20 protein-coding genes are annotated in these 23,057 nt (G+C 61.0%); 15 read left to right on the top strand and 5 right to left on the bottom strand.

All coding sequences use genetic code 11. From position 1 onward, the window contains the following. The gene (locus CUJ84_RS20740; RefSeq protein ID WP_105007573.1) at positions 1-873 is read right to left on the bottom strand and encodes an amidohydrolase family protein; all 873 of its coding nucleotides are present in this window, start codon (positions 871-873) and stop codon (positions 1-3) included. Next, positions 870-2,582, bottom strand: coding sequence for an IlvD/Edd family dehydratase (locus tag CUJ84_RS20735; RefSeq protein WP_105007572.1), 1,713 nt, complete (start codon positions 2,580-2,582; stop codon positions 870-872). The genes CUJ84_RS20740 and CUJ84_RS20735 overlap by 4 nt, the downstream gene beginning before the upstream one ends. Before the next feature lie 240 nt (positions 2,583-2,822). On the opposite strand from CUJ84_RS20735, the gene CUJ84_RS20730 reads away from it, so the two are divergent. Then, positions 2,823-3,848, top strand: coding sequence for a Gfo/Idh/MocA family protein (locus CUJ84_RS20730; protein WP_105007571.1), 1,026 nt, complete (start codon positions 2,823-2,825; stop codon positions 3,846-3,848). Between the two features lie 128 nt (positions 3,849-3,976). Beyond that, entirely contained in the window at positions 3,977-4,648 is a 672-nt protein-coding gene (locus CUJ84_RS20725; protein WP_105007570.1) for a GntR family transcriptional regulator, read from the top strand. Positions 4,649-4,708: 60 nt separating this feature from the next. On the opposite strand, the gene CUJ84_RS20720 is transcribed toward CUJ84_RS20725, so the two are convergent. After that, positions 4,709-6,337, bottom strand: coding sequence for a GH39 family glycosyl hydrolase (locus tag CUJ84_RS20720; RefSeq protein ID WP_105007569.1), 1,629 nt, complete (start codon positions 6,335-6,337; stop codon positions 4,709-4,711). A gap of 350 nt (positions 6,338-6,687) precedes the next feature. Between CUJ84_RS20720 and CUJ84_RS20715 the strand changes: the two genes are divergently transcribed. The 13 genes from CUJ84_RS20715 to CUJ84_RS20655 all read left to right on the top strand — a co-directional run bounded on the left by CUJ84_RS20715 (position 6,688) and on the right by CUJ84_RS20655 (position 20,611). Next, positions 6,688-8,589 carry an ABC transporter substrate-binding protein gene (locus CUJ84_RS20715; RefSeq protein WP_105007568.1) on the top strand — a complete coding sequence of 634 codons (1,902 nt, stop codon included), beginning with the start codon at positions 6,688-6,690 and terminating at the stop codon, positions 8,587-8,589. A 67-nt stretch (positions 8,590-8,656) separates the two neighbouring features. Continuing rightward, the gene (locus CUJ84_RS20710; RefSeq protein ID WP_003543481.1) at positions 8,657-9,661 is read left to right on the top strand and encodes an ABC transporter permease; all 1,005 of its coding nucleotides are present in this window, start codon (positions 8,657-8,659) and stop codon (positions 9,659-9,661) included. 6 nt (positions 9,662-9,667) lie between these two features. After that, positions 9,668-10,525: an ABC transporter permease gene (locus CUJ84_RS20705; protein WP_105007567.1), complete on the top strand. Its 858-nt coding sequence runs from the start codon at positions 9,668-9,670 to the stop codon at positions 10,523-10,525. Positions 10,526-10,529: 4 nt separating this feature from the next. Further along, complete coding sequence (locus CUJ84_RS20700) at positions 10,530-11,564, top strand: ABC transporter ATP-binding protein (protein ID WP_105007566.1); 1,035 nt, start codon at positions 10,530-10,532, stop codon at positions 11,562-11,564. Then, positions 11,561-12,448 (top strand): ABC transporter ATP-binding protein, encoded by an 888-nt coding sequence (locus CUJ84_RS20695; RefSeq protein WP_105007565.1) that lies wholly within the window; start codon positions 11,561-11,563, stop codon positions 12,446-12,448. The genes CUJ84_RS20700 and CUJ84_RS20695 overlap by 4 nt, the downstream gene beginning before the upstream one ends. 106 nt (positions 12,449-12,554) lie before the next feature. Beyond that, a complete protein-coding gene (locus CUJ84_RS20690) occupies positions 12,555-14,771 on the top strand; it encodes a primosomal protein N' (protein WP_105007564.1) in 2,217 nt (738 codons plus the stop codon). Positions 14,772-14,851: 80 nt separating this feature from the next. After that, entirely contained in the window at positions 14,852-15,241 is a 390-nt protein-coding gene (locus CUJ84_RS20685) for a DUF4345 family protein (protein WP_105007563.1), read from the top strand. 255 nt (positions 15,242-15,496) lie between these two features. Further along, a complete protein-coding gene (locus CUJ84_RS20680; RefSeq protein WP_197729786.1) occupies positions 15,497-16,063 on the top strand; it encodes a F0F1 ATP synthase subunit delta in 567 nt (188 codons plus the stop codon). Further along, positions 16,063-17,592, top strand: coding sequence for a F0F1 ATP synthase subunit alpha (atpA, locus tag CUJ84_RS20675; RefSeq protein ID WP_003589851.1), 1,530 nt, complete (start codon positions 16,063-16,065; stop codon positions 17,590-17,592). Before CUJ84_RS20680 ends, atpA begins: the two co-directional genes overlap by 1 nt. A gap of 28 nt (positions 17,593-17,620) precedes the next feature. Next, complete coding sequence (locus CUJ84_RS20670; RefSeq protein ID WP_105007561.1) at positions 17,621-18,505, top strand: F0F1 ATP synthase subunit gamma; 885 nt, start codon at positions 17,621-17,623, stop codon at positions 18,503-18,505. 23 nt (positions 18,506-18,528) lie between these two features. Then, positions 18,529-19,965: a F0F1 ATP synthase subunit beta gene (gene atpD / locus CUJ84_RS20665; protein ID WP_025396265.1), complete on the top strand. Its 1,437-nt coding sequence runs from the start codon at positions 18,529-18,531 to the stop codon at positions 19,963-19,965. Beyond that, the gene (locus CUJ84_RS20660; protein WP_027682592.1) at positions 19,965-20,204 is read left to right on the top strand and encodes a hypothetical protein; all 240 of its coding nucleotides are present in this window, start codon (positions 19,965-19,967) and stop codon (positions 20,202-20,204) included. Before atpD ends, CUJ84_RS20660 begins: the two co-directional genes overlap by 1 nt. After that, entirely contained in the window at positions 20,204-20,611 is a 408-nt protein-coding gene (locus tag CUJ84_RS20655) for a F0F1 ATP synthase subunit epsilon (RefSeq protein ID WP_027682593.1), read from the top strand. The genes CUJ84_RS20660 and CUJ84_RS20655 overlap by 1 nt, the downstream gene beginning before the upstream one ends. 211 nt (positions 20,612-20,822) lie before the next feature. Here the strand turns inward: CUJ84_RS20655 and CUJ84_RS20650 are convergent, their stop codons facing one another. Together CUJ84_RS20650 and CUJ84_RS20645 are read right to left on the bottom strand one after the other, a co-directional pair. Then, entirely contained in the window at positions 20,823-21,560 is a 738-nt protein-coding gene (locus CUJ84_RS20650; protein WP_105007560.1) for a sugar transferase, read from the bottom strand. Between the two features lie 167 nt (positions 21,561-21,727). Then, the gene (locus CUJ84_RS20645; RefSeq protein ID WP_105007559.1) at positions 21,728-22,948 is read right to left on the bottom strand and encodes an acyltransferase family protein; all 1,221 of its coding nucleotides are present in this window, start codon (positions 22,946-22,948) and stop codon (positions 21,728-21,730) included. Between the last annotated feature and the right edge of the window lie 109 nt (positions 22,949-23,057).

Here is a 23,057-nt window from a genome sequence, read left to right as displayed (position 1 = left end):
TCAGCGGCCGAAGAACAGCGCTTCGGCATTTCGAACAAAAATCTTGTCGGCAATCGCGGGATCGTCGATGGCGGCTTGCATGGTCTCGATCAGCTCGGTGTCATCGGGCATGCCGTCCCACAATTCGGTATGCGGCCAATCGCTGCCCCAGAGCAGCCTTTCCGCGTGGCTGGCGGCAAGCGCGCGGCCGACCTCGGCGAAACCTTGGTCATTCACGTCCTTCGTCAAACGGTAGGGTGCGGTCACTTTGACATAGGTATCAGCCGCGTCCATCAGCCTTCTCAGCGCATCGACATGCCGTGATCTCGTCTCCGTGGCAAGCGGAATGAAGCCAAGATGATCGATGACGATGGGCAGGCGGATGCCGGCCAGGGTTGCCGCAATATCGGGAAGTTGTTCGGGATTGATCTGCAATTGCAGCGACCAGCCGAAAGGAGCAATGCTCTCCGCCAGTGTCCTGGCGGCGGCGAGCGGGAGGCCGCCCTTGTTGCGTGTATTGATCCGCACGCCGCGCACGCCGAACCGGTCGAGCCGCTCTATCTCGGTCTTTGCGGTTTCGGGATCGATGACGACGATACCGCGCAGACGATCTGGATAGGCGGCAAGCGCCTCCAGCAGCACCCTGTTGTCGAGGCCATAGACGCTTGGCTGCACCAATACGCCCCTGGCGATGCCAAGGCTGCCGGAGAATTCGATCCAGTCGGAAATCGTCGCGATGTCAGGCGTGTAGCTGCGTGGAGTGTTGAGCGGAGCGCCGGCGCGAAAGACGTGGAAATGCGTATCGACCGTGCCTTGCGGCAGTGGCGCCCACGGCAGCCGCGTCAGCGGCCGGTGGGGCAGGCAAAGCGGTGCCTCCATATCAGCGGCGCTCATCGCGCATCGAGCTCCTCGCTTTGCAGGAAATCGAAGTCGGCGCCTTCGTCAGCCTGGAGCACGCGCTCCTGATAGAGCTTGGCATAGCCGCGCGACGGGGCAGGGGAAGGCCGATTGACGACATCAAGCATGCGGCGATCGAATTCCGCCTGGTCGATATCGAGATCGATGCGCCGGCCCTCGACGTCGAGGCGAATGCGATCGCCGGTGCGGATGATCGCCAGCGGGCCGCCATCGGCGGCTTCAGGCGCGATATGGAGGATGATCGTGCCGAAGGCCGTGCCGCTCATTCGGGCATCGGAAATCCGCACCATGTCCTTCACGCCCTGCCGTGCGAGCTTGCGGGGGATGGGTAGATAGCCGGCTTCCGGCATGCCGGGCGCACCTTTCGGCCCGGCATTGCGCAGAACCAGAACGTCATCGGCATGGACGTCGAGCTCGTCGCTGTCGATGCGCAGCGTCATATCCTCGACGGAATCGAAGACTACGGCGCGCCCGATATGCTGGAGCAGATCCTTGGAGGCTGCGGATTGTTTGATGACGGCGCCGCGCGGCGCAAGATTGCCGTGCAGGACGGCGATCGTTCCGATCGGCTTCAACGGTTTCTCGACGGTGCGGATGATGGTCTGGCCCGGCTCATCGACGACAGCGTCGATGATTTCGCCGATCGTCCTGCCGTAGACCGTCGGGGCGCTGCCGTCGATTTCATGGCGCACCGCCTTCAACAGCGCCGGCACGCCGCCCGCCTCGTGGAACTGCTCCATATAATGCTGGCCTGAGGGCTGCAGGTCGACGAGTAGCGGAATGCTCCGGCCCAGCCGGTCGAGTTCGGCCATGTCGAGGCGCAGGCCGAGGCGGCCGGTTATCGCGGCAAGATGGACGACGGCATTGGTCGAGCCGCCCATCGCCTGCAGCGCGACGAGGCCGTTGCGTATTGCCTGCGGCGTCAGGATATCGCGCACCGTCGGCGCTGCCTCATCCATGGCGAGACGCGCGGCGACACGGCCCGTTTCCTCGGCAAGGCGAACCCGTTCGGATTCGACGGCAGGTGCCGAAGCCGCGCGGGGTAGGCAGAGCCCCATGACTTCGGTCAGGTTCGCCATGGTGCTCGCCGTGCCCATCACCGTGCAGGTGCCGATCGAGCTGGCCAGCTTGTTGTTGACCTCGGCGATCTCGGCCTCGTCGATCTCTCCGGCGCGGAAGCGGCCCCAGAAACGGCGACAATCGGTACAGGCGCCAAGCCGTTCGCCCTTGTGGTGGCCGACGGCCATCGGGCCGGTCGGAAGGAAGATCGCCGGTATCTCGCTGCTGGCGGCCGCCATGATCTGGGCCGGCAGGGTCTTGTCGCAACCGCCGATCAGGACCACGGCATCCATCGGCTGGGCACGGATCATCTCTTCCGTTTCCATCGCCATCAAGTTGCGCAGATACATCGAGGTCGGCGAGGCAAAGCTCTCGTGGATCGAGATCGTCGGAAACACCATCGGCAATGCACCCGTCAGCATCACGCCGCGCTTGGTCGCCTCGATGAGTTGCGGCACATTGCCGTGACAGGGATTGAAATCACTGTAGGTATTGGCGATGCCGACGATCGGACGGTCGAGCGCGTCGTCCGAATAACCCATGGCCTTGATGAATGCCTTGCGCAGGAAAAGGGAGAATCCCTGATCGCCATAACTCGTCAGCTTGCGGCGAAGACCGTTCGACAAACCTGTTCCTCCCTCGCCAAATTGATCCATGGCCGTGGCGTCAGGGTAGAGGGATACGGAGGATTGTCAATAAATAAGATGGCGCCACTGTATCGCATTTTTGGATTTCTTCGACGATCACCATAAAATACAATGGTAATCTGCGAAATTAGCACCTTTGTTCGACAATCAAACGATTGGCTTTTACGACGAAGCCGGATAGATTATTGATAAAATTGGACTGAATGCAGAGGAAACGCCATGACGGGAACGAGACGACGGCGTATCGGCATTATCGGTGCCGGCTGGGTCAGCGCCTACCATCTGCCTGCATGGATGCGGCAATCGGAAAGAGCCGAGGTCGTGGCGATTGCCGACCCGTCGCCGCGTGCGATCGCAGCCCGGCGTGCCGCCTTCAATGTCGCGCGCCACTATACAAGTGCGCAGGCGATGCTGGATGCCGAGCAGCTCGATGCCGTGGATATCTGCGCGCCGCGGGAGTTCCACGTCGAACTGGTGCGGCTGGCGGCGGCAAAGGACCTCGACATCATCTGCCAGAAGCCGCTCGCTCCCTCCTACGGCGAGGCGGTCGAGCTGCTGGCAGGGCTTTCCGGCGCGGGCAGGCTGATGATCCACGAGAACTGGCGGTTCCGCGCCTATTATCGGCGGCTGAAGGCGTGGCTCGACGAGGGGCTTGCCGGCGAGATCCGCCAGGTGCAGTTCGAATTCCTGTCCAGCGGCATGATAGCGGATGCGGAAGGAAGAAGGCCGGCGCTGGTGCGCCAGCCCTTCTTCCGGACGCAGGAGCGCCTGCTGGTCATGGAAGTCATGATCCATCATCTCGATTCGTTGAGATATCTTCTGGGCGAGATGGATGTGGTGAGTGCGCGGCTTGAGAGGAGCAATCGCGATATCGTCGCGGAGGATGTCGCAAGCGTCGTCCTGCGCCGGACGAGCGACGGTGTTCTCGTCACCATCAATGCCAATCTCGCCGTACATGGCGCGCCGCCGACGCCGCGCGATCACTTGCGCATCTTCGGGACGCGCGGCACGCTCGAACTTAACGGCAATCTGCTCTCGGCCGAGGGGGCGCAGCAGTGCCGGGAAAGCTTCGATCCTGACGAGACCTATCAGGGTGCCTATGACGCGACCATCGCGCATTTCCTCGACAGCCTCGATGGAAAGGTGGCGATGGAGACATCGCCGGACGATAACATCAAAACGCTTGCTCTCGTCGAGGATATCTATCGCTTGAGCCGGTTCGACCCGGAACGCAATCCACTGTAACATGGCTCGCCGTTAGAGCGCCGCGCGTCCGACAGGACGCGCTAAGGACGCTCTACCACATTAAATTGGCGCATAATCCCTTTCCGAAAATCTTCGATTTTCGGGGTTATGCTTCAGAGGAGATGACATTGCAGACGCTCAACGAAAGCCGCGAAGACGGCATCGAGCATGATGATCTAAGTATTGCCCGCGCGCTGGAGGAGGACATCATCTTCGGGCGGCTGGCGCCTGGAACCCGTCTGACCGAAGACACGCTCCTTGCCCGCTTTCACGTCACGCGCCATTTCGCCCGGCAGGCGATCGTGCAGCTCGAGACGATGGGCATCGTGGTTCGGGAGCGCAACAAGGGCGCGACGGTCCGTTCGCTGACTGCCCGCCAGGTTCAGGAAATCTACGACGTTCGGGAACTGCTGCAACGGCAGGCGGCGCTGTGGATAAAGCTGCCGGCACCCGAGGCATTGATCGAGGAACTGCTGGCGCTGCACGAGGAGCATGGCCGCCACATCGAATCCGGCTATCTTAGGGGTGTGCACGAGGCCAACGACAAATTCCACCTGACGCTCTTCGGCGCCTGCGGCAATGCGCATCTGGTGCAATCGATCGAGCTCTATATGCGGCTCAGCCTGCCGGTGCGCGCCAATTCGATGTCGAGCAAGGAATCGCTGCGCATCTCGCACGAACATCACCGGCTGATGATCGAGATGCTGCGCGGTGGGGATAACTGGGTTCTCGCCCAGCTCTGCGTCGACCATCTGCAGCCGAGCAAGAAACGCTATCTTGCCTATGTCAGTGACAACTGACGCGACCGGCCACGTGAAAGGGAGCACAATCTTTCGATTGCGCTCCCTTCGCCTACCGGCTCACCAATCGAGGCGCAGGAGAGACACGCCCTGGCGCGGTAGGGAGACTTTGAGGGCGATCTTGCCGTCATCGACCTTAGCCGATGCCTCACCTTCGATCTCGGCGAGTTTTCCCGAGGCTTCCAGCCTGGCATAATCTTCGCCGGCCGGATTCTGCGGCTTGCCCATCGCTTTCCAGACGCCGAAAGCGTTGGAATGCTCCTCGTCCATCCTGAAATGCTTGAGCGAGGCGGACTTGGCGTCCCAGCCGTCGAGATTGACCACAATGTCGGCGGCGGGGCCGACTTCATCATCGTCGTGGTAGTGCCAGAGGAGAATGGAAACGCCCTTGTCGTCGCGGGTCGCCACGACATTGACATCGGGCTTGCCGCGCACGCCATGGCTCATGATATCTTCGATATCGCGGCGATAATCGCTTTCCGATTCCAGCCATTCGCCGCCGAGTTTGCCGAGCATGCGGAAGCCGTTGAGAACAGCCTTGTCGACGCCGTTGGTGGCAAGATCGCGGAAGCCGTCGAAATAGGGCTGGTCGTCAAAAAGGAAGGCCCAGGTCACTGCACCTTCGATATGGATGTTGGCGCGTCTTGCCAGTTCGTAAGTGCGCATCATGCTCTCGACGACATAGACACCGTAAAGCGGGCCGTTGCGATAGCCGTTCTGGGGATGGACGCGTGCAGAGCAGGCCGCACAGCCTTCCGGATCGGATTCGCCGATCACCACGTGCAGGTGGCGGAGTTCGGGAAACTCGTTGATGATGGCAAGGTTCGTCTCGATGTCGCGGAGCTGCTTGTGCAGGCCCATCCGGACGTGACCCTCATAGATCACGGGATTGCCCTTGGCGTGGAAGGCGAGAAAATCGATCGGCGACTTGTTCTCGACCACATGCTTGAGGAAGGCGCGCAGAAAGGTCTGGGCCTTTTCATTGGCAAAGGCGCCGCAGGTGTGCGGCCCGCCGACGCGGGCCTTCGGAAGCGCGCGCTTCAAGGCCTTGGCGCTGACGTCATACATTTCGCAAAATTGCGGGATGGTGCCGGTCCAGTAGTGGCCGTCCGGCTCGTTCCACACTTCCCACGGCCAGCTTGAAACGACGGCCTCACCATATCTTTCGGTGAGATGGCGCGCCCATGCTTCGATCAGGTCGCCCCATTTCTTCAGGTCCGTCGGCGGGGCCGTCCAGCCGGTGGTGATCGTTGCGTATTTGTCGGCCGGCTCCCATTGATGGCGATAAGGACCGTCGAAATCGGAGAGCGCTTCGGGCGTGAAGCCGATCTGAATCAGCGGAATATTGCCGGCTTCGACATAGGTGTCGAAGATCTTGTCGATGATTGTCCAATCGTAGACCGGATTGCCGTTCGCATCCTCGGTATAGGCATTGGTCGAACCCCATTTGAGGGCAGGCAGGCCATCGCCGCTGGTCAGAAGATTGTGCGCGCGGATACGGGGCGGCTCGGGGCTGAGCTCGGTGAGTTCCTTGAGCAGCTTCCTGCCGTGCGGGGAGTAGGTGTAGTTCGGCTCGTCGTATCCGAACCAGTTCCACAAAGGTTGGTATTTGCCGGTTGGCCGGTTGGCGTGAACGGAGATTGTCACGTCATAGGGGCTGCTCATCCTGGTGTCCTCTTGAACGGTCATGCCAAAGCCTCCTCCCGAAAGCAGCCGACCTGTCTGGTGATGAAGCACGGCCTCTTGGGAGGGCGCCGCGCTCGCCGCAAAAGCTAAGCCAAACGCTCACTTTGTCAATAATATAAAAAAGTACATCGCTGCCATGCGTCAAAAACGCCTGAAAACGCGCTATTTTTTATAGTCTGCAAAATTATCAGTTGCCGTTTCTCAAAAAATTGTCGATAACTACGGCGTGAGTTCGCCCGCCGCCGAGGAGTGCATGTGCCCTGCGGCACGCGCAGGCAGGGGTTCGCTGGACGCCATCGTCAATTGATTACGGGAAGCGCTCGCCGCGGCGAGCTGAGGAGGAGGAACATCCGATGAAGTTCCGTAAATATGCAGCCATTGCCTTATTGTCGCTCATAGCCCTTCCGGCATTTGCGCAGGATTTCATTGCCGGCATACCGCGCAATGAAACGCTGATCATCCAGGGTACGCCGCAGCAGAATGCCGACTGGTTCAACCTCTGGGCTCCGGGCGGCGGGGCGGCGGCAAACCTCAACGGCCTGCAGCAGCTGACCACCGATACGCTGTGGTTCATCAATCCCGAAGGTGGCAAGGATGCCTGGCAGAATGCGCTTGCCAGCGAACCGCCGCGCTACAACGCCGATTTCACCGAGATGACGGTAAAGCTGCGCAAGGGCATCTTCTGGAGCGACGGTGTCGAATTCACCAGCGACGACGTGGTCTATACCGTGCAGACGCAGATCGACCATCCCGGCATGGCCTGGAGCGCGCCCTTCACCGTCAATGTCGCGAGCATCGAAAATCCGGATCCACAGACTGTCGTCTTCCATCTGAAAAAGCCGAACTCGCGCTTCCATACGCTGTTCACCGTGCGCTGGAATGCCGCCTGGATCATGCCGAAACACGTCTTCGAGAAGGCCGCAGATCCGCTGTCCTTCAACAACAACCCGCCGGTTTCACTCGGGCCCTACCAGCTGCAGAATTATGACAAGGGCGGCAACTGGACGATCTGGAAGCTGCGCGACGACTGGCAGCGCACGTCGATCGGCCTGGCTGCGGCACAACCGCCCGAGGTGAAATACGTCGTCTATCGCGCCGCCGGCAATCCGGAGGCCCGCGTCATCGAGCAACGCAACCACAATCTCGACGTCATTAACGACATGGCGCCCGAGGGCATGTTCTCGATCATGCGTGACAGCAAGAGCACAGCCTCCTGGCTGAAGGGCTTCCCGTTTGCGCATCCGGACCCGACGCTGCCTTCCGTTCTCTTCAATACGAAGAAGGCGCCCTTCGACAATAAAGACGTGCGCTGGGCTCTCGCTCTGCTGATCGACATCCGCGAAGTGGCGCTCGGCTCCTACCGCGGCGCGGCCAATATCGCCGCCCTTGCCACGCCGCCGACGGGTTCTGCCCCGGACGACTATTACGCACCGATGCAGGACTGGCTGACGAATTTCGAGCTCGACACCGGATATCGCAAGATCAAGCCCTACGATCCCAACATCTCGGCGCAGATCGCCAATATGGTGCGTAGTCAATGGGCCGATCAGATCCCGACCGATCCGGCCAAGCTGCAGCGCACATTCGGCTTCGGCTGGTGGAAGAAGGACGTTCAGGCTGCAACCGAGCTGCTGCAGAAGGCAGGCTTCAAGAAAAGTGGCCGCCAGTGGGTGAAGCCTGACGGCACGCCCTTTACGATCCGGCTGCAGGTGGAAGGCGATGCCATCCCGACGCTTGCCCGCGCCGGCACGGTGATCGCCCAGCAATGGTCGCAAGCCGGCATCGCCACCAAGGTCGATGTCGCCGGCCCGACCAATGGCCAACGCCTCGGCACCGGCGATTTCGAGACGGCGATCTACTGGAGCATCGAGACCTGGGGCGGTCATCCCGACCTTTCCTTCTTCCTCGACAGCTATCATTCGGAGTTCATCAAGCCGGTCGGGCAGATCCAGCCGCCGCGCAATCTGCAGCGCTGGCAGGATCCGCGTCTCGACCAGATCATCGAGCGCAATCGATCGATCGCCTTCGATTCGCCCGATGTCGCTAAGCTCGGCCAGGACTTCCTGAAGCTCGCCGTCGAGGAAATGCCGATGATCCCGCTGATGGCCTACAACAAGTTCGCGCCGCTCGATACGACCTATTGGACCAACTATCCGAGCGCGGACAATCCCTATTCGGCCTCGGGTCCGAACTGGTCGAACATCCGCTACATGGTGGTCGGGCTGAAGGCCAATCCGGACGCGCCGAAGCCTTGATCGAGGCAATATCGTGGGAGCAGCCGGCCGCCGGCTGTTCCCGTTCTGCTATTGAAAGGTCGATGTCATGAACGGCTTTCTGATCTATGCGGCAAAACGCTTTCTGCAATTTCTCTTCGTGGTCTTCACCGGCATCACGCTGGCCTTCCTGATCGCGCATTTTTCGCCGGTCGATCCGATCGAGCAGACCGTGTCGCTGTTGACGAGCTTCGGCTCCACCGATCCGCAGGCCGTCGAAATCCTCCGCGAATCGCTGCGCGAGCTCTACGGCACCGGCGGCCCGCTGCTGGAGCAGTATTTCACCTTCTGGGGCCGTGTCCTGACCGGCGATTTCGGCCCGTCGCTTTCGTCTTTCCCGACCCCCGTCATGACCGTTATCGGCCGTGCACTGCCCTGGACGGTCGGGCTTCTGACGCTTGCAACGATCATTTCCTGGATCATCGGCAATTTTCTCGGCGCGCTTGCCGGCTATTTCCGCAGCAGCAAGCTGCTGAAGGTTGCCGGCATCGTCATCATGGCGCTGCAGCCGATCCCGACCTATATCATCGGTCTCAGCCTGGTGATCCTCTTCGGTTTTATCTGGCCGATCCTGCCGATCAGCGACGGCGCGCAGGTCAATCTCGCGCCGGCCTTCAACTGGGCCTTCATCAGCTCGGTGATCGAACACGGCATCCTGCCGGCCCTGACCCTCGTGCTCGTCGGCATCGGCGGCTGGTTCATCTCGATGCGTTCGCTGGTTTCCAACATCGTTACCGACGACCACGTCGTCTATGCAGAACTTGGCGGCGTGCGCTCGCGCAGCATCTTTTCGCAATATGTGGCGCGCAACGCCATGCTGCCGCAGGTCACCGGCCTGGCACTCAGTCTCGGAAATGTCTTCGGCGGCGCCGTCATCGTCGAGTTCGTCTTCAATTATCCCGGGATCGGCAAGCTTCTGATCTCCGGCATCTATTCCGGCGATTACAGCCTCGTGCTCGGCGTCACCACCATCGCCATCATCGCGGTTGCGGCCGCGGTCTTCGTGATCGACATCATCTATCCGCTGATCGATCCACGCGTGAAACTGGGGTAATCCGTGATGTTCAAAGTCCTCAGAGACCTGCTGCGCTACAACAAGGAGTTCCTGGTCGGAACCCTCCTGATCGCTATCATTCTGGCGTTGATCGTGGCGTCGTTCTTCTCGCCCTATGACGAGAATGCCATCTATGTCGTTGCGCCCGACATGCCGCCTTCGGCCGAATTCTGGCTGGGCACCACCTCGCGCGGCCAGGAGGTTTTCTGGCAGATTGCCGCCTCGATGCGCAATACGCTGTTCTTCGGCATCATCGTCGCCTTCGTCAGCCGCATCATCGCCATCGCCGTCGGGCTGATCTCCGGTTATATCGGTGGGCGGACCGACCAGATCATCATGGCGGTCAACGATACACTCGGCGCACTGCCGAACATTCCGATCCTGCTGCTTCTAGTCTTCGTGCTTCGCGACCAGATGACGTGGTTCATGCTGGCGATCACCGCAGCGCTGCTCGGCTGGACGCACGACAGCCGCCTGATCCGTTCCGTCGCCCTGTCTCTCCGTCAGCGGGAATTCACCCGGCACGCGGTCTTCTCGGGCATGCGCACACGGCAGATCCTCATCCGCGAACACCTGCCCTATGTCATGCCGATCGTCTTCTTCACGACGATGAACAACATGATCTGGGCGATCGGTCTCGAAGTGACGCTCTCGGTGCTCGGATTTTCCGACATCAACCGGCCGACGATCGGCGGCATGATCTACTGGGCCAATGCGCATTCCGCGATGGTATCGGGCATATGGTGGTGGGTCGCCTTTCCGATGCTCTTCGTCGTCATCCTGTTCCTTGGTCTGTTCATGCTCGCCATGTCGGTGAACGAATATATCGACCCGCGCTCGCGGCTCGCCCGCATGGGAGCTTGAGGAGATGCAGAACCTGATGAGGACGCAGCCTTTGACCCTTGCCGAAAACGCCATGGACGCACTGACGATCGACGGGCTGAAATGCTACTACGTCAACGATTATTTCGGTGTGCGGCGGGAGATCCGCGCGGTCGACGATATCAGCCTGACCATCCGCAGGAACGAGATCTACGGGATTGCCGGCGAATCCTCGAGCGGCAAGACATCGCTGATCAAGACGCTTGCCGGCGCCATCCGCCCGCCGATGCGCGTCGTCGGCGGAACGGTGAAATTCAATTTTGCCGACGGGCCGATCGATGTCTATGGCGAACCGGCGAAGATGAAGGCGGCACGCTGGCGTCACCTTTCCTACATCATGCAGGGCTCGATGAACGTGCTGAACCCGGTCAGAAGGGTCAAACACGCCTTCACCGATTTCGCCTCCCGCCACATGAACCTCGATCCAGATGCCTTCCGCGCGCGCGTCGAGGCGCATCTTGCCAGGCTGCATCTCGATCCGCATGTGCTCGAGGCTTTTCCGCATCAGCTTTCGGGCGGCATGCGCCAGCGCCTGACCATTGCTCTCGCCACTGTCTGCGAGCCGGAATTCATCATCGCCGACGAGCCGACGACGGCGCTCGACGTGCTCGTCCAGCAGGACGTTCTGGCGCTGATCAAGGAAGTGCAGGCCCGCCTGCAGTCCTCGGTCATCTTCGTGACCCACGACATGTCGGTGCATGCCGCCATCACCGACCGGCTGGCCATCATGTATGCGGGACGGCTGGCGGAGGAGGGGCCGACGCAGGCGATGTTCGACAATCCCCAGCATCCCTATACCGTTCACCTGATCGGCAGCCTGCCACGCATCGGTGATGTCTCGACGCGGAAAAGCCTCAAGGGCAAGCCGCCGGCACTTTCGGATCCGCCTTCGGGATGCCGTTTCCATCCACGCTGTCCGATCGCGATCGACAAATGCGCACGCGAGGCGCCGGCCATGCTGCCGAGCGCGACGGGAGGGCGGGTCGCATGCTTCCGTGCCGGGGAGTACCAGATCCAATGAGCAGCAATCTCCTCGAACTCGACCATGTGACCAAGCTCTTTCCGATCGGCGGCTTCTTCTCGCGCGAAAAGATGAAGGCGGTCGACGATGTCAGCTTCGCGCTCAGCGCCGACAAGCCCGAGATATTCACGATCGTCGGCGAATCCGGCTCCGGAAAGTCGACGTTGGCGAAGATGATCCTCGGCAACGAAAAGGCCGATCGGGGCAGTATTCATTTCGACGGCACGGATGTGAAGGCGGTCCGGTCCCGCAGGGATCGCGAGGCTTTCATGGCCAAGGTCCAGCCAGTCTTCCAAAATCCGTTCGAGGCCTTCAATCCGCTGACCCGGATCGACGAGTATCTGCTCGCCACCGCCCATCGCTTCAAGGGCGCAAAGAGCCGCACCGAGAAAGAGGCGCTTGCCGACGTTGCCCTCCAACGCGTCGGCCTGTCGATGGCGGAGATAAAGGGCCGCTTCTCGCACGAGCTTTCAGGCGGCCAATTGCAGCGCATCGCCGTCGCCCGTGCGCTGATACCCGAGCCGAAGCTGATCGTGGCGGACGAGCCGGTCTCGATGGTCGACGCATCGCTTCGCATGTCGATCGTCAATCTCTTCCGCGATCTGCGCGACGCGCTCAACGTTTCGATCGTCTACATCACCCATGACCTTGCGACCGCCTATTACATTTCCGACCGCGTGGTGATCATGCGCAAGGGTGTGGTGGTGGAGAGCGGCGATGCCAGGGATGTGCTCGAACATCCGAAACACGCCTATTCGATCGCGTTGAAGAACGCCGTTCTGCCGCCCAATCCTCGCGAGGCGTCGGCGATCATTCGCCTGCGGCAGCGCAATGCCGGGACAAATGAAGCCACTTCCGGCAGTGGCGACCGCCTGGCCCAGTGAAGCGCAATTTCTGAGCTTCACTGTTTAAATCGCTGCGGCGACCCGCAATGCGTGGCTCCGTCTTTGCGGTTCCAATTCCATCGATTTGCGGGCATGGTCTCGCGCGATGAGCACAGATTCGTCCGATCTCTTTGGCGCGCTTTTCGAGGCACCGCCCGCGAACCGAACGGTTCCCGTGCTGGTGCCGATGCCGGCGCCAAAACCCTATTCCTATTCGGTGCCGGATGGCATGGCGGTCGAGCCCGGCTCGGTCGTGCAGGTGCCGCTCGGTCCGCGGCAGGTGATCGGCGTCGTCTGGGACGGCGGCGAGGACGGCGTCGATCCGAAGAAGCTTCGGCCGATCAGCCATGTCTTCGACTGCCCGCCGCTTGCCAGGGAGATGCGGGATTTCATCGATTGGGTGGCGACCTATACGCTCTCGCCGCCCGGTCTCGTCGCCCGCATGGCGCTCCGGGCGCCGAACGCCTTCGAGCCGGAACCGATGGTGGAGGGGCTGAAGCTCGTCGGCGGCGAACCGGAGCGGATGACGCCGGCGCGCGCCCGGGTGCTCGATACGGCCTCCGACGGCTTTTCCTGGACGCGCAGCGGCCTTGCGCATGCGGCGGGTGTCTCGACGAGCGTCGTCGACGGGCTAATCACGCTCGGCATCTTCGAGACTGTATTCCTGCCGCCGCCGCCGGTCGTTGCGATGCCGGATCCGGATTTCGCCGCCGCACGTCTCGAAGGGCCGCAAAAGCAGGCGGCCGAAGAGATCGTTACCGATGTCTGCAAGGGCGACTTTTCGGTGTCGCTGATCGACGGGGTAACCGGCTCCGGCAAGACCGAGGTCTATTTCGAGGCGATTGCCGAGACGCTGAAACGCGGTAAGCAGGTGCTGATCCTGCTGCCGGAGATCGCGCTGACGGCCAGTTTCATGGAGCGCTTCCAGGACCGCTTCGGGGCAAAGCCGGCCGAATGGCATTCCGATCTTGCGCCGCGCATGCGCGAAAAGGTCTGGCGCCAGGCGGTGACCGGCGAAGTGCGGGTGGTGGCGGGCGCCCGCTCGGCGCTCTTCCTGCCCTTCGAGGATCTCGGCCTGATCATCGTCGACGAGGAGCACGATCCCGCCTACAAGCAGGAGGATCGCGTCTTCTACAATGCCCGCGACATGGCTGTCGTGCGCGGCCGCATCGGCGATTTTCCGGTCATCCTGGTGTCGGCGACGCCGTCGGTCGAAAGCCAGGTCAACGGGCAGAGCGGACGCTACAGCACCGTCCACCTGCCGACGCGTTTCGGCGATGCGGCGATGCCGGACCTGCATCTGGTCGATATGCGCAGGCACGCGCCGGAGCGGGGCGGCTTCCTGTCGCCGGTGCTGATCCGGGCGATCGGCAAGACGGTGGAGAAGCGCGAACAGGCGCTGCTGTTTCTCAACCGGCGCGGTTATGCGCCGTTGACGCTCTGCCGGGTCTGCGGCCATCGGTTCCAATGCCCGCAATGTTCGAGCTGGCTGGTGGAGCATCGTTTCCGCAAGCAGCTGCAATGCCATCAATGCGGCCATGCCGAACGCACGCCGGAGGCCTGCCCGGAATGCGGCACGCTGGATCATCTCGTCGCCTGCGGGCCAGGCGTCGAGCGCATCGCCGAAGAGGTGGAACGGCATTTTCCGGAGGCGCGGACGATCGTTCTCTCCTCGGATATCATGGGCGGGGTGAAGCGGCTGCGGCTGGAGCTGGAAGCGATCGCCAAGGGCGAGGCCGATATCGTCATCGGCACCCAGCTTGTCGCCAAGGGACATAATTTTCCGCTGATGACGCTGGTCGGCATCGTCGATGCCGATCTCGGCCTTGCCAATGGCGATCCGCGCGCGGCCGAGCGCACCTTCCAGCTTTTGTCGCAGGTGACGGGCCGGGCCGGGCGCACCGGCCTCAAGAGCCATGGGCTGCTGCAGACCTACCAGCCGCAGCATCCTGTGATGCAGGCAATTGTCTCCGGCGATTCCGAAGCCTTCTACGAGCGCGAGATCACCGAACGCGAACGTGCCCTATTGCCGCCCTTCGGCAGGCTCGCCTCGATCATCGTTTCGGCCGAAACCCGCCATGATGCTGAAAACCATGCGCGCGGCATGCGCAACGCCGCACCGCAGGTGTCGGGCATCTCGGTGCTCGGCCCGGCCGAAGCGCCGCTTGCGCTGGTGCGCGGCCGCCATCGCTTCCGTCTTTTGGTCCACGGCCGGCGGAACTCGGACATGCAGGGGTTCCTGCGGGCGATGCTGTCGCAATCGCCCAAGGAGCGTGGATCGGTGCAGGTGCAACTGGATATCGATCCGCAGAGTTTTCTCTAAATCAAATGGCGCCGCCATTCCCTCCGTTTTCAGCCCATGTCATAAAACACTGATTCATCCGGGTGATTTGGGGCTGACGCATGGAGTTTTATTTTCCGACCGAGCTTGGCGAGCAGCTTGCTTTTTGCTCCGCCGCTTTCACGGCGCTGGCCGGCTTCATCATGATGTTCGCGCCGGGCCAGACTTTCCGTCTTCTCGGTCTGCAGGCGCAGGAGGGGCGGCCGGAAGGCTTCGGCGAGGGACGCTCGATGGGCGGTTTCTATCTCGGTTTCGGGCTGTCGGCGATCATGCTCGCCCAGACCACGATCTATATGGCGTTAGGCGCCGCCTTTACGATGGCGGCCTTTGCCCGTGTCATCTCGATCCTGTCCGATAAGGGGAGTAATCTCGTCAACTATTTACTCCTGGTTGTGCAGATTGCGTTGGCCGCGCTACCGCTGCTCTACGTTTTCGGCTTCACCCAGACGTGACTCTCGCTGCCGGCAGACGGCTTCTTCGGCCTGCTTTCAGGCCATTGCGCGATTTTGCAGACAGAAATTCATGGGAAAGGCGTATTCGGGCATTACGCGTGTTGCGAGTCCGAACATCCTATGTTAGACGGACCCCGAATTTCGGAAGAAGCAAGAGGCTTCTCTTGTGATTTCTGGGGGAAATCAAAACGAATTCAAGATCATAGGTTCGGCGCCCGCCGAGAGCCGGATTTTGGGTTGAAATCAGGGAAATTTGTGCCAGTGGCAGACACGTCCCAGCTTACTTCTGGTGTTGCCGAGCGCTATGCCTCGTCGCTCTTCGAACTGGCGCTCGAGCAGGGCGTCGTAGACGGCGTAACCGCCGATCTTGACCGTTTCCAGGCGATGCTGGATGAGAGCGCCGATCTGAAGCGCTTCGTCGCAAGCCCGGTTTTCTCCGCCGAGGACCAGTTGAAGGCGATCGTCGCCATCAGCGAGAAGGCTGGCATCAGCGGTTTCTTCGCCAATTTCCTGAAGGTCGTGGCGCGCAACCGCCGCCTGTTTGCCCTACCGGGCATGATCAAGGCCTTCCGCATCATCGCCGCGAACCATCGCGGTGAAATCTCCGCCGAGGTCACCTCGGCACATGCGCTTTCGCAAGCGCAGGAAACCGAATTGAAGGTGGCACTCAAGAGCGTTACCGGCAAAGACGTGATGATTGCCGTCACGGTTGATCCGTCAATTCTTGGTGGTCTGATCGTGAAGGTCGGGTCCCGTCAGATTGATACGTCTCTTCGTACCAAACTCTCTACCCTTAAGCTCGCATTGAAAGAGGTTGGCTGATGGATATCCGCGCCGCGGAAATTTCCGCAATTCTCAAAGACCAGATTAAAAATTTCGGCAAAGAGGCAGAAGTCTCGGAAGTCGGCCAGGTTCTCTCCGTCGGTGACGGTATCGCTCGTGTCTATGGTCTGGACAATGTCCAGGCCGGTGAAATGGTCGAGTTCCCGGGCGGCATCCGCGGCATGGCGCTGAACCTCGAATCCGACAATGTCGGCGTCGTCATCTTCGGCTCCGACCGCGACATCAAGGAAGGCGACACCGTCAAGCGGACCGGCGCCATCGTTGACGTTCCGGTTGGTCCGGAACTGCTTGGCCGCGTTGTCGACGCGCTCGGCAATCCGATCGACGGCAAGGGCCCGATCAATGCGACGCGCCGTTCGCGGGTCGACGTCAAGGCTCCGGGCATCATTCCGCGCAAGTCGGTTCATGAGCCGATGTCGACCGGCCTCAAGGCCATCGACGCGCTGATCCCGGTCGGCCGCGGCCAGCGCGAGCTGGTCATCGGTGACCGCCAGACCGGCAAGACCGCGATCCTTCTCGATGCCTTCCTCAACCAGAAGGCCATCCACGACAACGGTCCGGAAGGCGAAAAGCTTTATTGCGTCTACGTCGCCGTCGGCCAGAAGCGTTCGACCGTTGCCCAGTTCGTCAAGGTGCTCGAAGAGCGCGGCGCGCTGAAGTATTCGATCATCGTTGCCGCCACCGCTTCCGATCCGGCGCCGATGCAGTTCCTGGCACCGTTTGCCGGCTGCGCCATGGGTGAATATTTCCGTGATAACGGCATGCATGCGCTGATCGGTTACGACGACCTGTCCAAGCAGGCCGTGTCCTACCGCCAGATGTCCCTGCTGCTGCGCCGCCCGCCGGGCCGCGAAGCCTATCCGGGCGACGTTTTCTACCTGCACTCGCGCCTGCTCGAGCGCGCTGCGAAGATGAACGACGACAAGGGCGCCGGTTCGCTGACCGCTCTGCCGGTCATCGAAACGCAGGGCAACGACGTGTCGGCCTTCATTCCGACCAACGTCATCTCGATCACCGACGGCCAGATCTTCCTTGAAACCGACCTGTTCTACCAGGGTATCCGCCCGGCCGTGAACGTCGGTCTGTCGGTTTCCCGCGTCGGCTCGTCGGCGCAGATCAAGGCGATGAAGCAGGTTGCCGGCTCGATCAAGGGCGAGCTCGCCCAGTATCGCGAAATGGCCGCCTTCGCCCAGTTCGGTTCGGACCTTGACGCTGCGACGCAGCGCCTGCTGAACCGTGGCGCACGCCTGACCGAACTCCTGAAGCAGCCGCAGTTCTCGCCGCTGAAGACGGAAGAGCAGGTCGCCGTGATCTTTGCTGGCGTCAACGGCTATCTCGACAAGCTGCCGGTCGCTTCGGTCGGCAAGTTCGAGCAGGGCTTCCTCTCATATCTGCGTTCGGAAGGCTCCGCCATCCTCGACGCGATCCGCACGGAAAAGGCAATCAGCGACGATACCAAGGGCAAGCTCACCGCTGCTCTCGATAGCTTCGCAAAGTCTTTCTCGTAATCAGGCCCTAAGTTAGGACGGATCACGGATGCCTTCACTTAAGGATCTGAAAAACCGGATCGCCTCCGTCAAGGCGACGCAGAAGATCACCAAGGCGATGAAAATGGTCGCCGCGGCGAAGCTTCGGCGTGCGCAGGAGGCGGCCGAGGCCGCCCGGCCTTATTCGCAGCGCATGGGTGCGGTTCTGGCGAACATTGCCAAGGCCGTCACCGATGCCGATGGCGCTCCGACGCTGATGACCGGCACTGGCCAGGACAAGGTCCATCTGCTGGTGGTCTGCACGGCCGAACGTGGTCTTTGCGGCGGTTTCAACTCGCAGATCGCACGCTTTGCACGCGAACATGTCCGCAAGCTGCTTGCCGAAGGCAAGACGGTGAAGATCTTCACCGTCGGCAAGAAGGGTCACGACATCCTTCGCCGCGAATTCGCGTCGCTGATCATCGAGCGCAAGGAATTGCGCGACGTCAAGCGCGTCGGCTTCGAGAATGCGGACCAGATCGGCAAGCGCATCATCGAGATGTATGCTGCCGGCGAGTTCGACGTCTGCACGCTGTTCTATTCCGAGTTCAAGTCGGTGATCAGCCAGATTCCGACGGCGCAGCGGCTCATCCCGGCTTCAACGGGAGCTGTGCAGGCCGAAGATGCCGCCCATGCAGGCGCTGTCTACGAATACGAGCCGGATCCGGCATCGATCCTTGAAGATCTGATCCCGCGTAACATCTCCGTCCAGATCTTCCGCGCGCTCCTTGAGAACGTCGCAGGTGAGATGGGCGCCAAGATGAGCGCTATGGACAATGCGACGCGTAATGCCGGTGAGATGATCAACAAGCTGACGCTGAGCTACAACCGCCAGCGTCAGGCGCAGATCACCAAGGAACTCATTGAAATCATTTCGGGCGCGGAAGCGCTCTGAGGCTAGGAAAAGAGGGTCAGAAAATGGCTGAGGCAGCTACCCCCAAGATCGGCTCTGTCGGCAGAGTCACCCAGGTTATCGGCGCCGTCGTCGACGTTGCTTTCGAAGGCGAACTGCCGAAGATCCTGAACGCCCTGGAAACCAGCAACAACGGCAACCGCCTGGTTCTCGAAGTTGCGCAGCACCTTGGCGAAAACGTCGTCCGTACCATCGCGATGGACTCGAGCGAAGGTCTCGTCCGCGGCCAGGAAGTCGCCGATACCGGCGCTCCGATCATGGTTCCGGTCGGCAACGAGACGCTCGGCCGCATCATGAACGTCATCGGCGAGCCGGTCGACGAAGCCGGGCCGCTGGTCACCGCTCACAAGCGCGCCATCCACCAGGATGCGCCGTCCTATGTCGAGCAGTCGACGGAATCGCAGATTCTGGTCACCGGCATCAAGGTCGTCGATCTTCTGGCTCCCTATGCACGCGGCGGCAAGATCGGCCTCTTCGGCGGCGCCGGCGTTGGCAAGACCGTTCTGATCATGGAACTGATCAACAACGTCGCCAAGGCGCATGGTGGTTACTCGGTTTTCGCAGGCGTCGGTGAACGCACCCGCGAAGGCAACGACCTCTACCACGAAATGATCGAATCGAACGTCAACAAGCATGGCGGCGGCGAAGGCTCGAAGGCTGCGCTGGTTTACGGGCAGATGAACGAACCGCCGGGCGCCCGCGCCCGCGTCGCCCTGACCGGCCTGACGGTTGCCGAGCACTTCCGCGACCAGGGCCAGGACGTTCTGTTCTTCGTCGACAACATCTTCCGCTTCACGCAGGCAGGTTCCGAAGTGTCGGCTCTGCTCGGCCGCATCCCGTCGGCCGTCGGTTATCAGCCGACGCTCGCAACTGACATGGGTCAGATGCAGGAGCGCATCACCACGACGACAACCGGCTCGATCACCTCGGTTCAGGCCATCTACGTTCCGGCCGACGACTTGACCGACCCGGCGCCGGCGACTTCGTTTGCTCACCTTGATGCAACGACGGTTCTGTCGCGCTCGATCGCTGAAAAGGGCATCTACCCGGCTGTCGATCCGCTCGACTCCACGTCGCGCATGCTCGACCCGATGGTCGTCGGTGAAGAACATTACGACGTCGCCCGCAAGGTCCAGTCGACGCTGCAGCGCTACAAGGCCCTGCAGGACATCATCGCGATCCTTGGCATGGACGAACTGTCCGAAGAGGACAAGATTGCTGTCGCCCGCGCCCGCAAGATCGAGCGTTTTCTGTCACAGCCGTTCTTCGTGGCCGAAGTCTTCACCGGCTCGCCGGGCAAGCTGGTTGCGCTCGAAGACACGATCAAGGGCTTCAAGGGCCTCGTCAACGGCGAATACGATCACCTGCCGGAAGCTGCCTTCTACATGGTCGGCTCGATGGAAGAAGCGGTCGAAAAGGCCAAGAAGCTCGCAGCTGCTTAATGAGCGACGCGCTAGACGAGATATTCTGCTGCGACTCCCTGAAAGGAGTCGTGGCGGATCTTCCGGAACCAGCAGCGCCGACCATCTATCGTGCCGATAACGGCGTGCTGATGATGGTGGTGGGGCTGGTCCAGAGCGAGGAAGGCCTCGGTTATCTCGATCAAGCGATAATGCACTGCCCGTTCTGCGGGACCAAATTGCAAGATGCGAAAGCCATAGCCGAGAAGGTAAGTCACTGATGGCTGACAATTTCAACTTTGAGCTCGTTTCGCCGGAGCGTCTGCTGCTGTCGGAGATGGTGACCGAGGTCGTCATCCCCGCGACTGAAGGCGAGATGACGGTCATGGCAAACCATGCGCCGACGATGACGACGATCAAGCCGGGTGTCGTGAGCGTGCGTTCGGCCTCGGGTAAGAAGCAGGACTACGTGGTGTTCGGCGGTTTTGCCGATATCCTGCCGACCGGCTGCACATTGCTTGCCGAATCCGCGGTTCCGGTCGAGGAACTCCACAAGGACGAGCTGACCCGTCGTATCGAGGCCGCCCGCACGGAACTCGAACATGCCGAATTGCACGAGCATAAGTCGAAGCTCGAGCACTTCATCATGGAACTGACGCATCTGCGCGGCGTCGTTCAACAGGATTGATTGCAATCGGTGAGATCAATGAAAAGCGGCCGCGATGGCCGCTTTTTTGTTTCTGCCTTCATCTGTCGGTATGCGGAAAGACCGGGCTGTCGGCAGAGCTGAAATGAAGAAGCGGCAGCAGCAATTCAAAGTGCGAATGCGATCTTTGCGCGTCTGAAAAGACGCGTGGCGCTGCAGGATCGTCTAACTCCGGCAGTGATGCCGGATCATCTCAGAAGCCCGTGCCGCCGCGCAGCTCTATGACGACCGTCCTGAGCAGTATCCTCAGGTCGAGCAGCAGGCTGAAATTCCTGACATAATAGATATCACAAGCGATGCGGGCGCGGGCTTCCAGCGATCGCGCCGTCGGGCCCCGCCAACCGCGTGTCTGCGCAAGACCGGTAATGCCGGGGCGCATGATGTGGCGTTGATGGTAGTCCGGCACCAATTCTTCGTAGAGCTTGCCGGCTGCCCGCATGTTGATGGCGTGGCAGCGCGGGCCGACCAGCGACATCTCGCCCCTGAGGACGTTGAAAAGCTGCGGCAGCTCGTCGATATTGGTCTTGCGGAGCACCGCGCCGATGCCTGTCACCCGGCTGTCGCCCTTGACGGTCTGTTGAACGCCGCTCGGATCACAAGCTTCGGCGCGCATCGACCGGAACTTGAAGACCGTGATCTTCCGGCCGTTCAGCCCCCAGCGGATCTGGCGGAAAAACACCGGACCGCCATCGTCGAGTTTGATGAAAAGAGCGATTGCCAGAAAAAGCGGCGCCAGCACGAGGAGGGCGCTGACTGAGGCGACGATGTCGATCAAGCGCTTCATGGCCAGCCGCAACGCCATTTTTCTTTCTACACGGGAAAAGCTATCCGGCTGGCGAATGTTGGAGTTCGCTACAACCAGGGTCTTGGTTTTGTCCTGACGCTGAGACGGATCGAAGCGTGAATTCGTCTTCGAAGTAAAAGCATTCATTACGCAAGGTCCACAAGTTTAGATGCGGTACTGAACAGCAGTGAGACAGATACATGGTCACGTATCGTTTGTCATCGGTATAAATAGGAATTTGATAACCCTAAAGACGCCAAAAATGGGAGTATTTCGCGTTAACCTTAATGCCTGTAGTTGCACTTCTGGGAAATTTATACTTTGAAAGGAGTAGCCCGATTGGGTTGGTGAGATGTCAGCCGGTTGCCGAAATCGATTGCCGGCTTTTCCAGCAGGAAGTAGCTGAGGCTCGCGACCAGAAGGATGAGCGCCGCCGCCAGCCCGCAAGATTGCAGCCAGCCGGTGACGACATTTTCCGAGGAAAAGCCAAACGAGCCCGGGTCGAGCCTCTGGATCAATATCAGGATGATCTCCTGCCAGATATAGATGCCGAAGGAGATCTTTGCGATGTAGCGGACAGGAGCGTTGTCGAGCAGCCTGCCCAGGCGTTGCGAATGGCTGAGCGAAACGAGCGCCGTTGCGGCCGCCAGCGGAAAGACCGGAAAACCATAGGGGATTTCGAGCCAGCCGTAAGCCGCGTCGGAGCCGCCGGGCGATATGACGAGGCGGTAGCCGGCAACGGCGATGGCCAGGGCCGCTGCGGCATCGAACCAGGAGGAGCGCTTTGCGGGGAGCATGACCTCGACGCCGGCGGCGAGTGCGCCGAGCGCGAAGACGGCGAAGAAGCCGATCGGATTATATCTCGGCATCCACTCCTTCGCGCCACCCTGCAGACCGTACTGCCAGCCGCGTCCGATGTCGTCGAGCGGAAAGAAGGCCAGGATCAGCAGATGGGCGAGAAGTACGGCTGTGATGACGCAAAGCCAGGCGAAGCGGGCAGGCAACGGGCGCCGCCTCAGCACGGGCAAACGAAACAGCAGGAGAAAGCAGATCGGCAGGAGCACATAGCTGGTGACCTCGAAGGCAATGGACCAGAGCGGCCCGTCGGCTTCGACAGGAAACAAGGTGCGCCAATGCCACTGGCTCATGAACAGCAGCCCGGAGACGTAGCGGAGCACAAGCTCCGGGGTCAGCGGCAGGTCAAGCAGCGTCAGGCTGAGAGCGAAGCCGATGGTGGCGGCGAACCAGAAGCCCGGAGCGATGCGCGCCGCCCTGCGGATCGCATAATGGCGGAGGCTCGGCATGGCGCTACCGGCGTCGAGCGCGCGCCAGAAGGGATGGGCAAGAAGAAAGCCGCTGAGCACGAAGAAGATGGCGACGCCGAAATTGCCGAAGCGGAGGATATTTGCAGTCGGTCCGAGTTCGTCGGGGATTCTGCGCATATCCAGCCGCAGCGCGAAGTGGTGGGCGAGCACCAGCAGACAGGCCGTCGCCCGCAGAAAGTCCGCTCCGGCCAGTCTCTCCTGTTGTCGCATCCTGCCTCCCCACCTTGCCCAGAGCATGATGCCGAAAAGTGTGAGCGGTTTTCGGACTACTGATTCAGATCTTAGGCCGGGTCGGCCCAAGATCTGAATTCGTATCTCG

The sequence above is a fragment of the Rhizobium leguminosarum genome (assembly GCF_002953715.1).
In the GTDB taxonomy this organism is placed as follows: Bacteria; Pseudomonadota; Alphaproteobacteria; order Rhizobiales; family Rhizobiaceae; genus Rhizobium; species Rhizobium leguminosarum_V.
The sequence above is the reverse complement of the archived record's forward strand: the minus strand, read 5'-3'. Positions and strand labels throughout refer to the sequence as shown.

Bases quoted from the DNA above. Each gene is read 5' to 3' on its own strand.
- CUJ84_RS20740 (WP_105007573.1), bottom strand. From the start codon at position 873: ATGAGCGCCGCTGATATGGAGGCACCGCTTTGCCTGCCCCACCGGCCG.
- CUJ84_RS20650 (WP_105007560.1), bottom strand. From the start codon at position 21,560: ATGAATGCTTTTACTTCGAAGACGAATTCACGCTTCGATCCGTCTCAG.
- CUJ84_RS20645 (WP_105007559.1), bottom strand. From the start codon at position 22,948: ATGCGACAACAGGAGAGACTGGCCGGAGCGGACTTTCTGCGGGCGACG.
- CUJ84_RS20730 (WP_105007571.1), top strand. From the start codon at position 2,823: ATGACGGGAACGAGACGACGGCGTATCGGCATTATCGGTGCCGGCTGG.
- CUJ84_RS20720 (WP_105007569.1), bottom strand. From the start codon at position 6,337: ATGACCGTTCAAGAGGACACCAGGATGAGCAGCCCCTATGACGTGACA.
- atpD (WP_025396265.1), top strand. From the start codon at position 18,529: ATGGCTGAGGCAGCTACCCCCAAGATCGGCTCTGTCGGCAGAGTCACC.
- CUJ84_RS20710 (WP_003543481.1), top strand. From the start codon at position 8,657: ATGAACGGCTTTCTGATCTATGCGGCAAAACGCTTTCTGCAATTTCTC.
- CUJ84_RS20715 (WP_105007568.1), top strand. From the start codon at position 6,688: ATGAAGTTCCGTAAATATGCAGCCATTGCCTTATTGTCGCTCATAGCC.
- CUJ84_RS20700 (WP_105007566.1), top strand. From the start codon at position 10,530: ATGCAGAACCTGATGAGGACGCAGCCTTTGACCCTTGCCGAAAACGCC.
- CUJ84_RS20695 (WP_105007565.1), top strand. From the start codon at position 11,561: ATGAGCAGCAATCTCCTCGAACTCGACCATGTGACCAAGCTCTTTCCG.
- CUJ84_RS20655 (WP_027682593.1), top strand. From the start codon at position 20,204: ATGGCTGACAATTTCAACTTTGAGCTCGTTTCGCCGGAGCGTCTGCTG.
- CUJ84_RS20660 (WP_027682592.1), top strand. From the start codon at position 19,965: ATGAGCGACGCGCTAGACGAGATATTCTGCTGCGACTCCCTGAAAGGA.
- CUJ84_RS20685 (WP_105007563.1), top strand. From the start codon at position 14,852: ATGGAGTTTTATTTTCCGACCGAGCTTGGCGAGCAGCTTGCTTTTTGC.
- CUJ84_RS20705 (WP_105007567.1), top strand. From the start codon at position 9,668: ATGTTCAAAGTCCTCAGAGACCTGCTGCGCTACAACAAGGAGTTCCTG.
- CUJ84_RS20670 (WP_105007561.1), top strand. From the start codon at position 17,621: ATGCCTTCACTTAAGGATCTGAAAAACCGGATCGCCTCCGTCAAGGCG.
- atpA (WP_003589851.1), top strand. From the start codon at position 16,063: ATGGATATCCGCGCCGCGGAAATTTCCGCAATTCTCAAAGACCAGATT.
- CUJ84_RS20690 (WP_105007564.1), top strand. From the start codon at position 12,555: ATGAGCACAGATTCGTCCGATCTCTTTGGCGCGCTTTTCGAGGCACCG.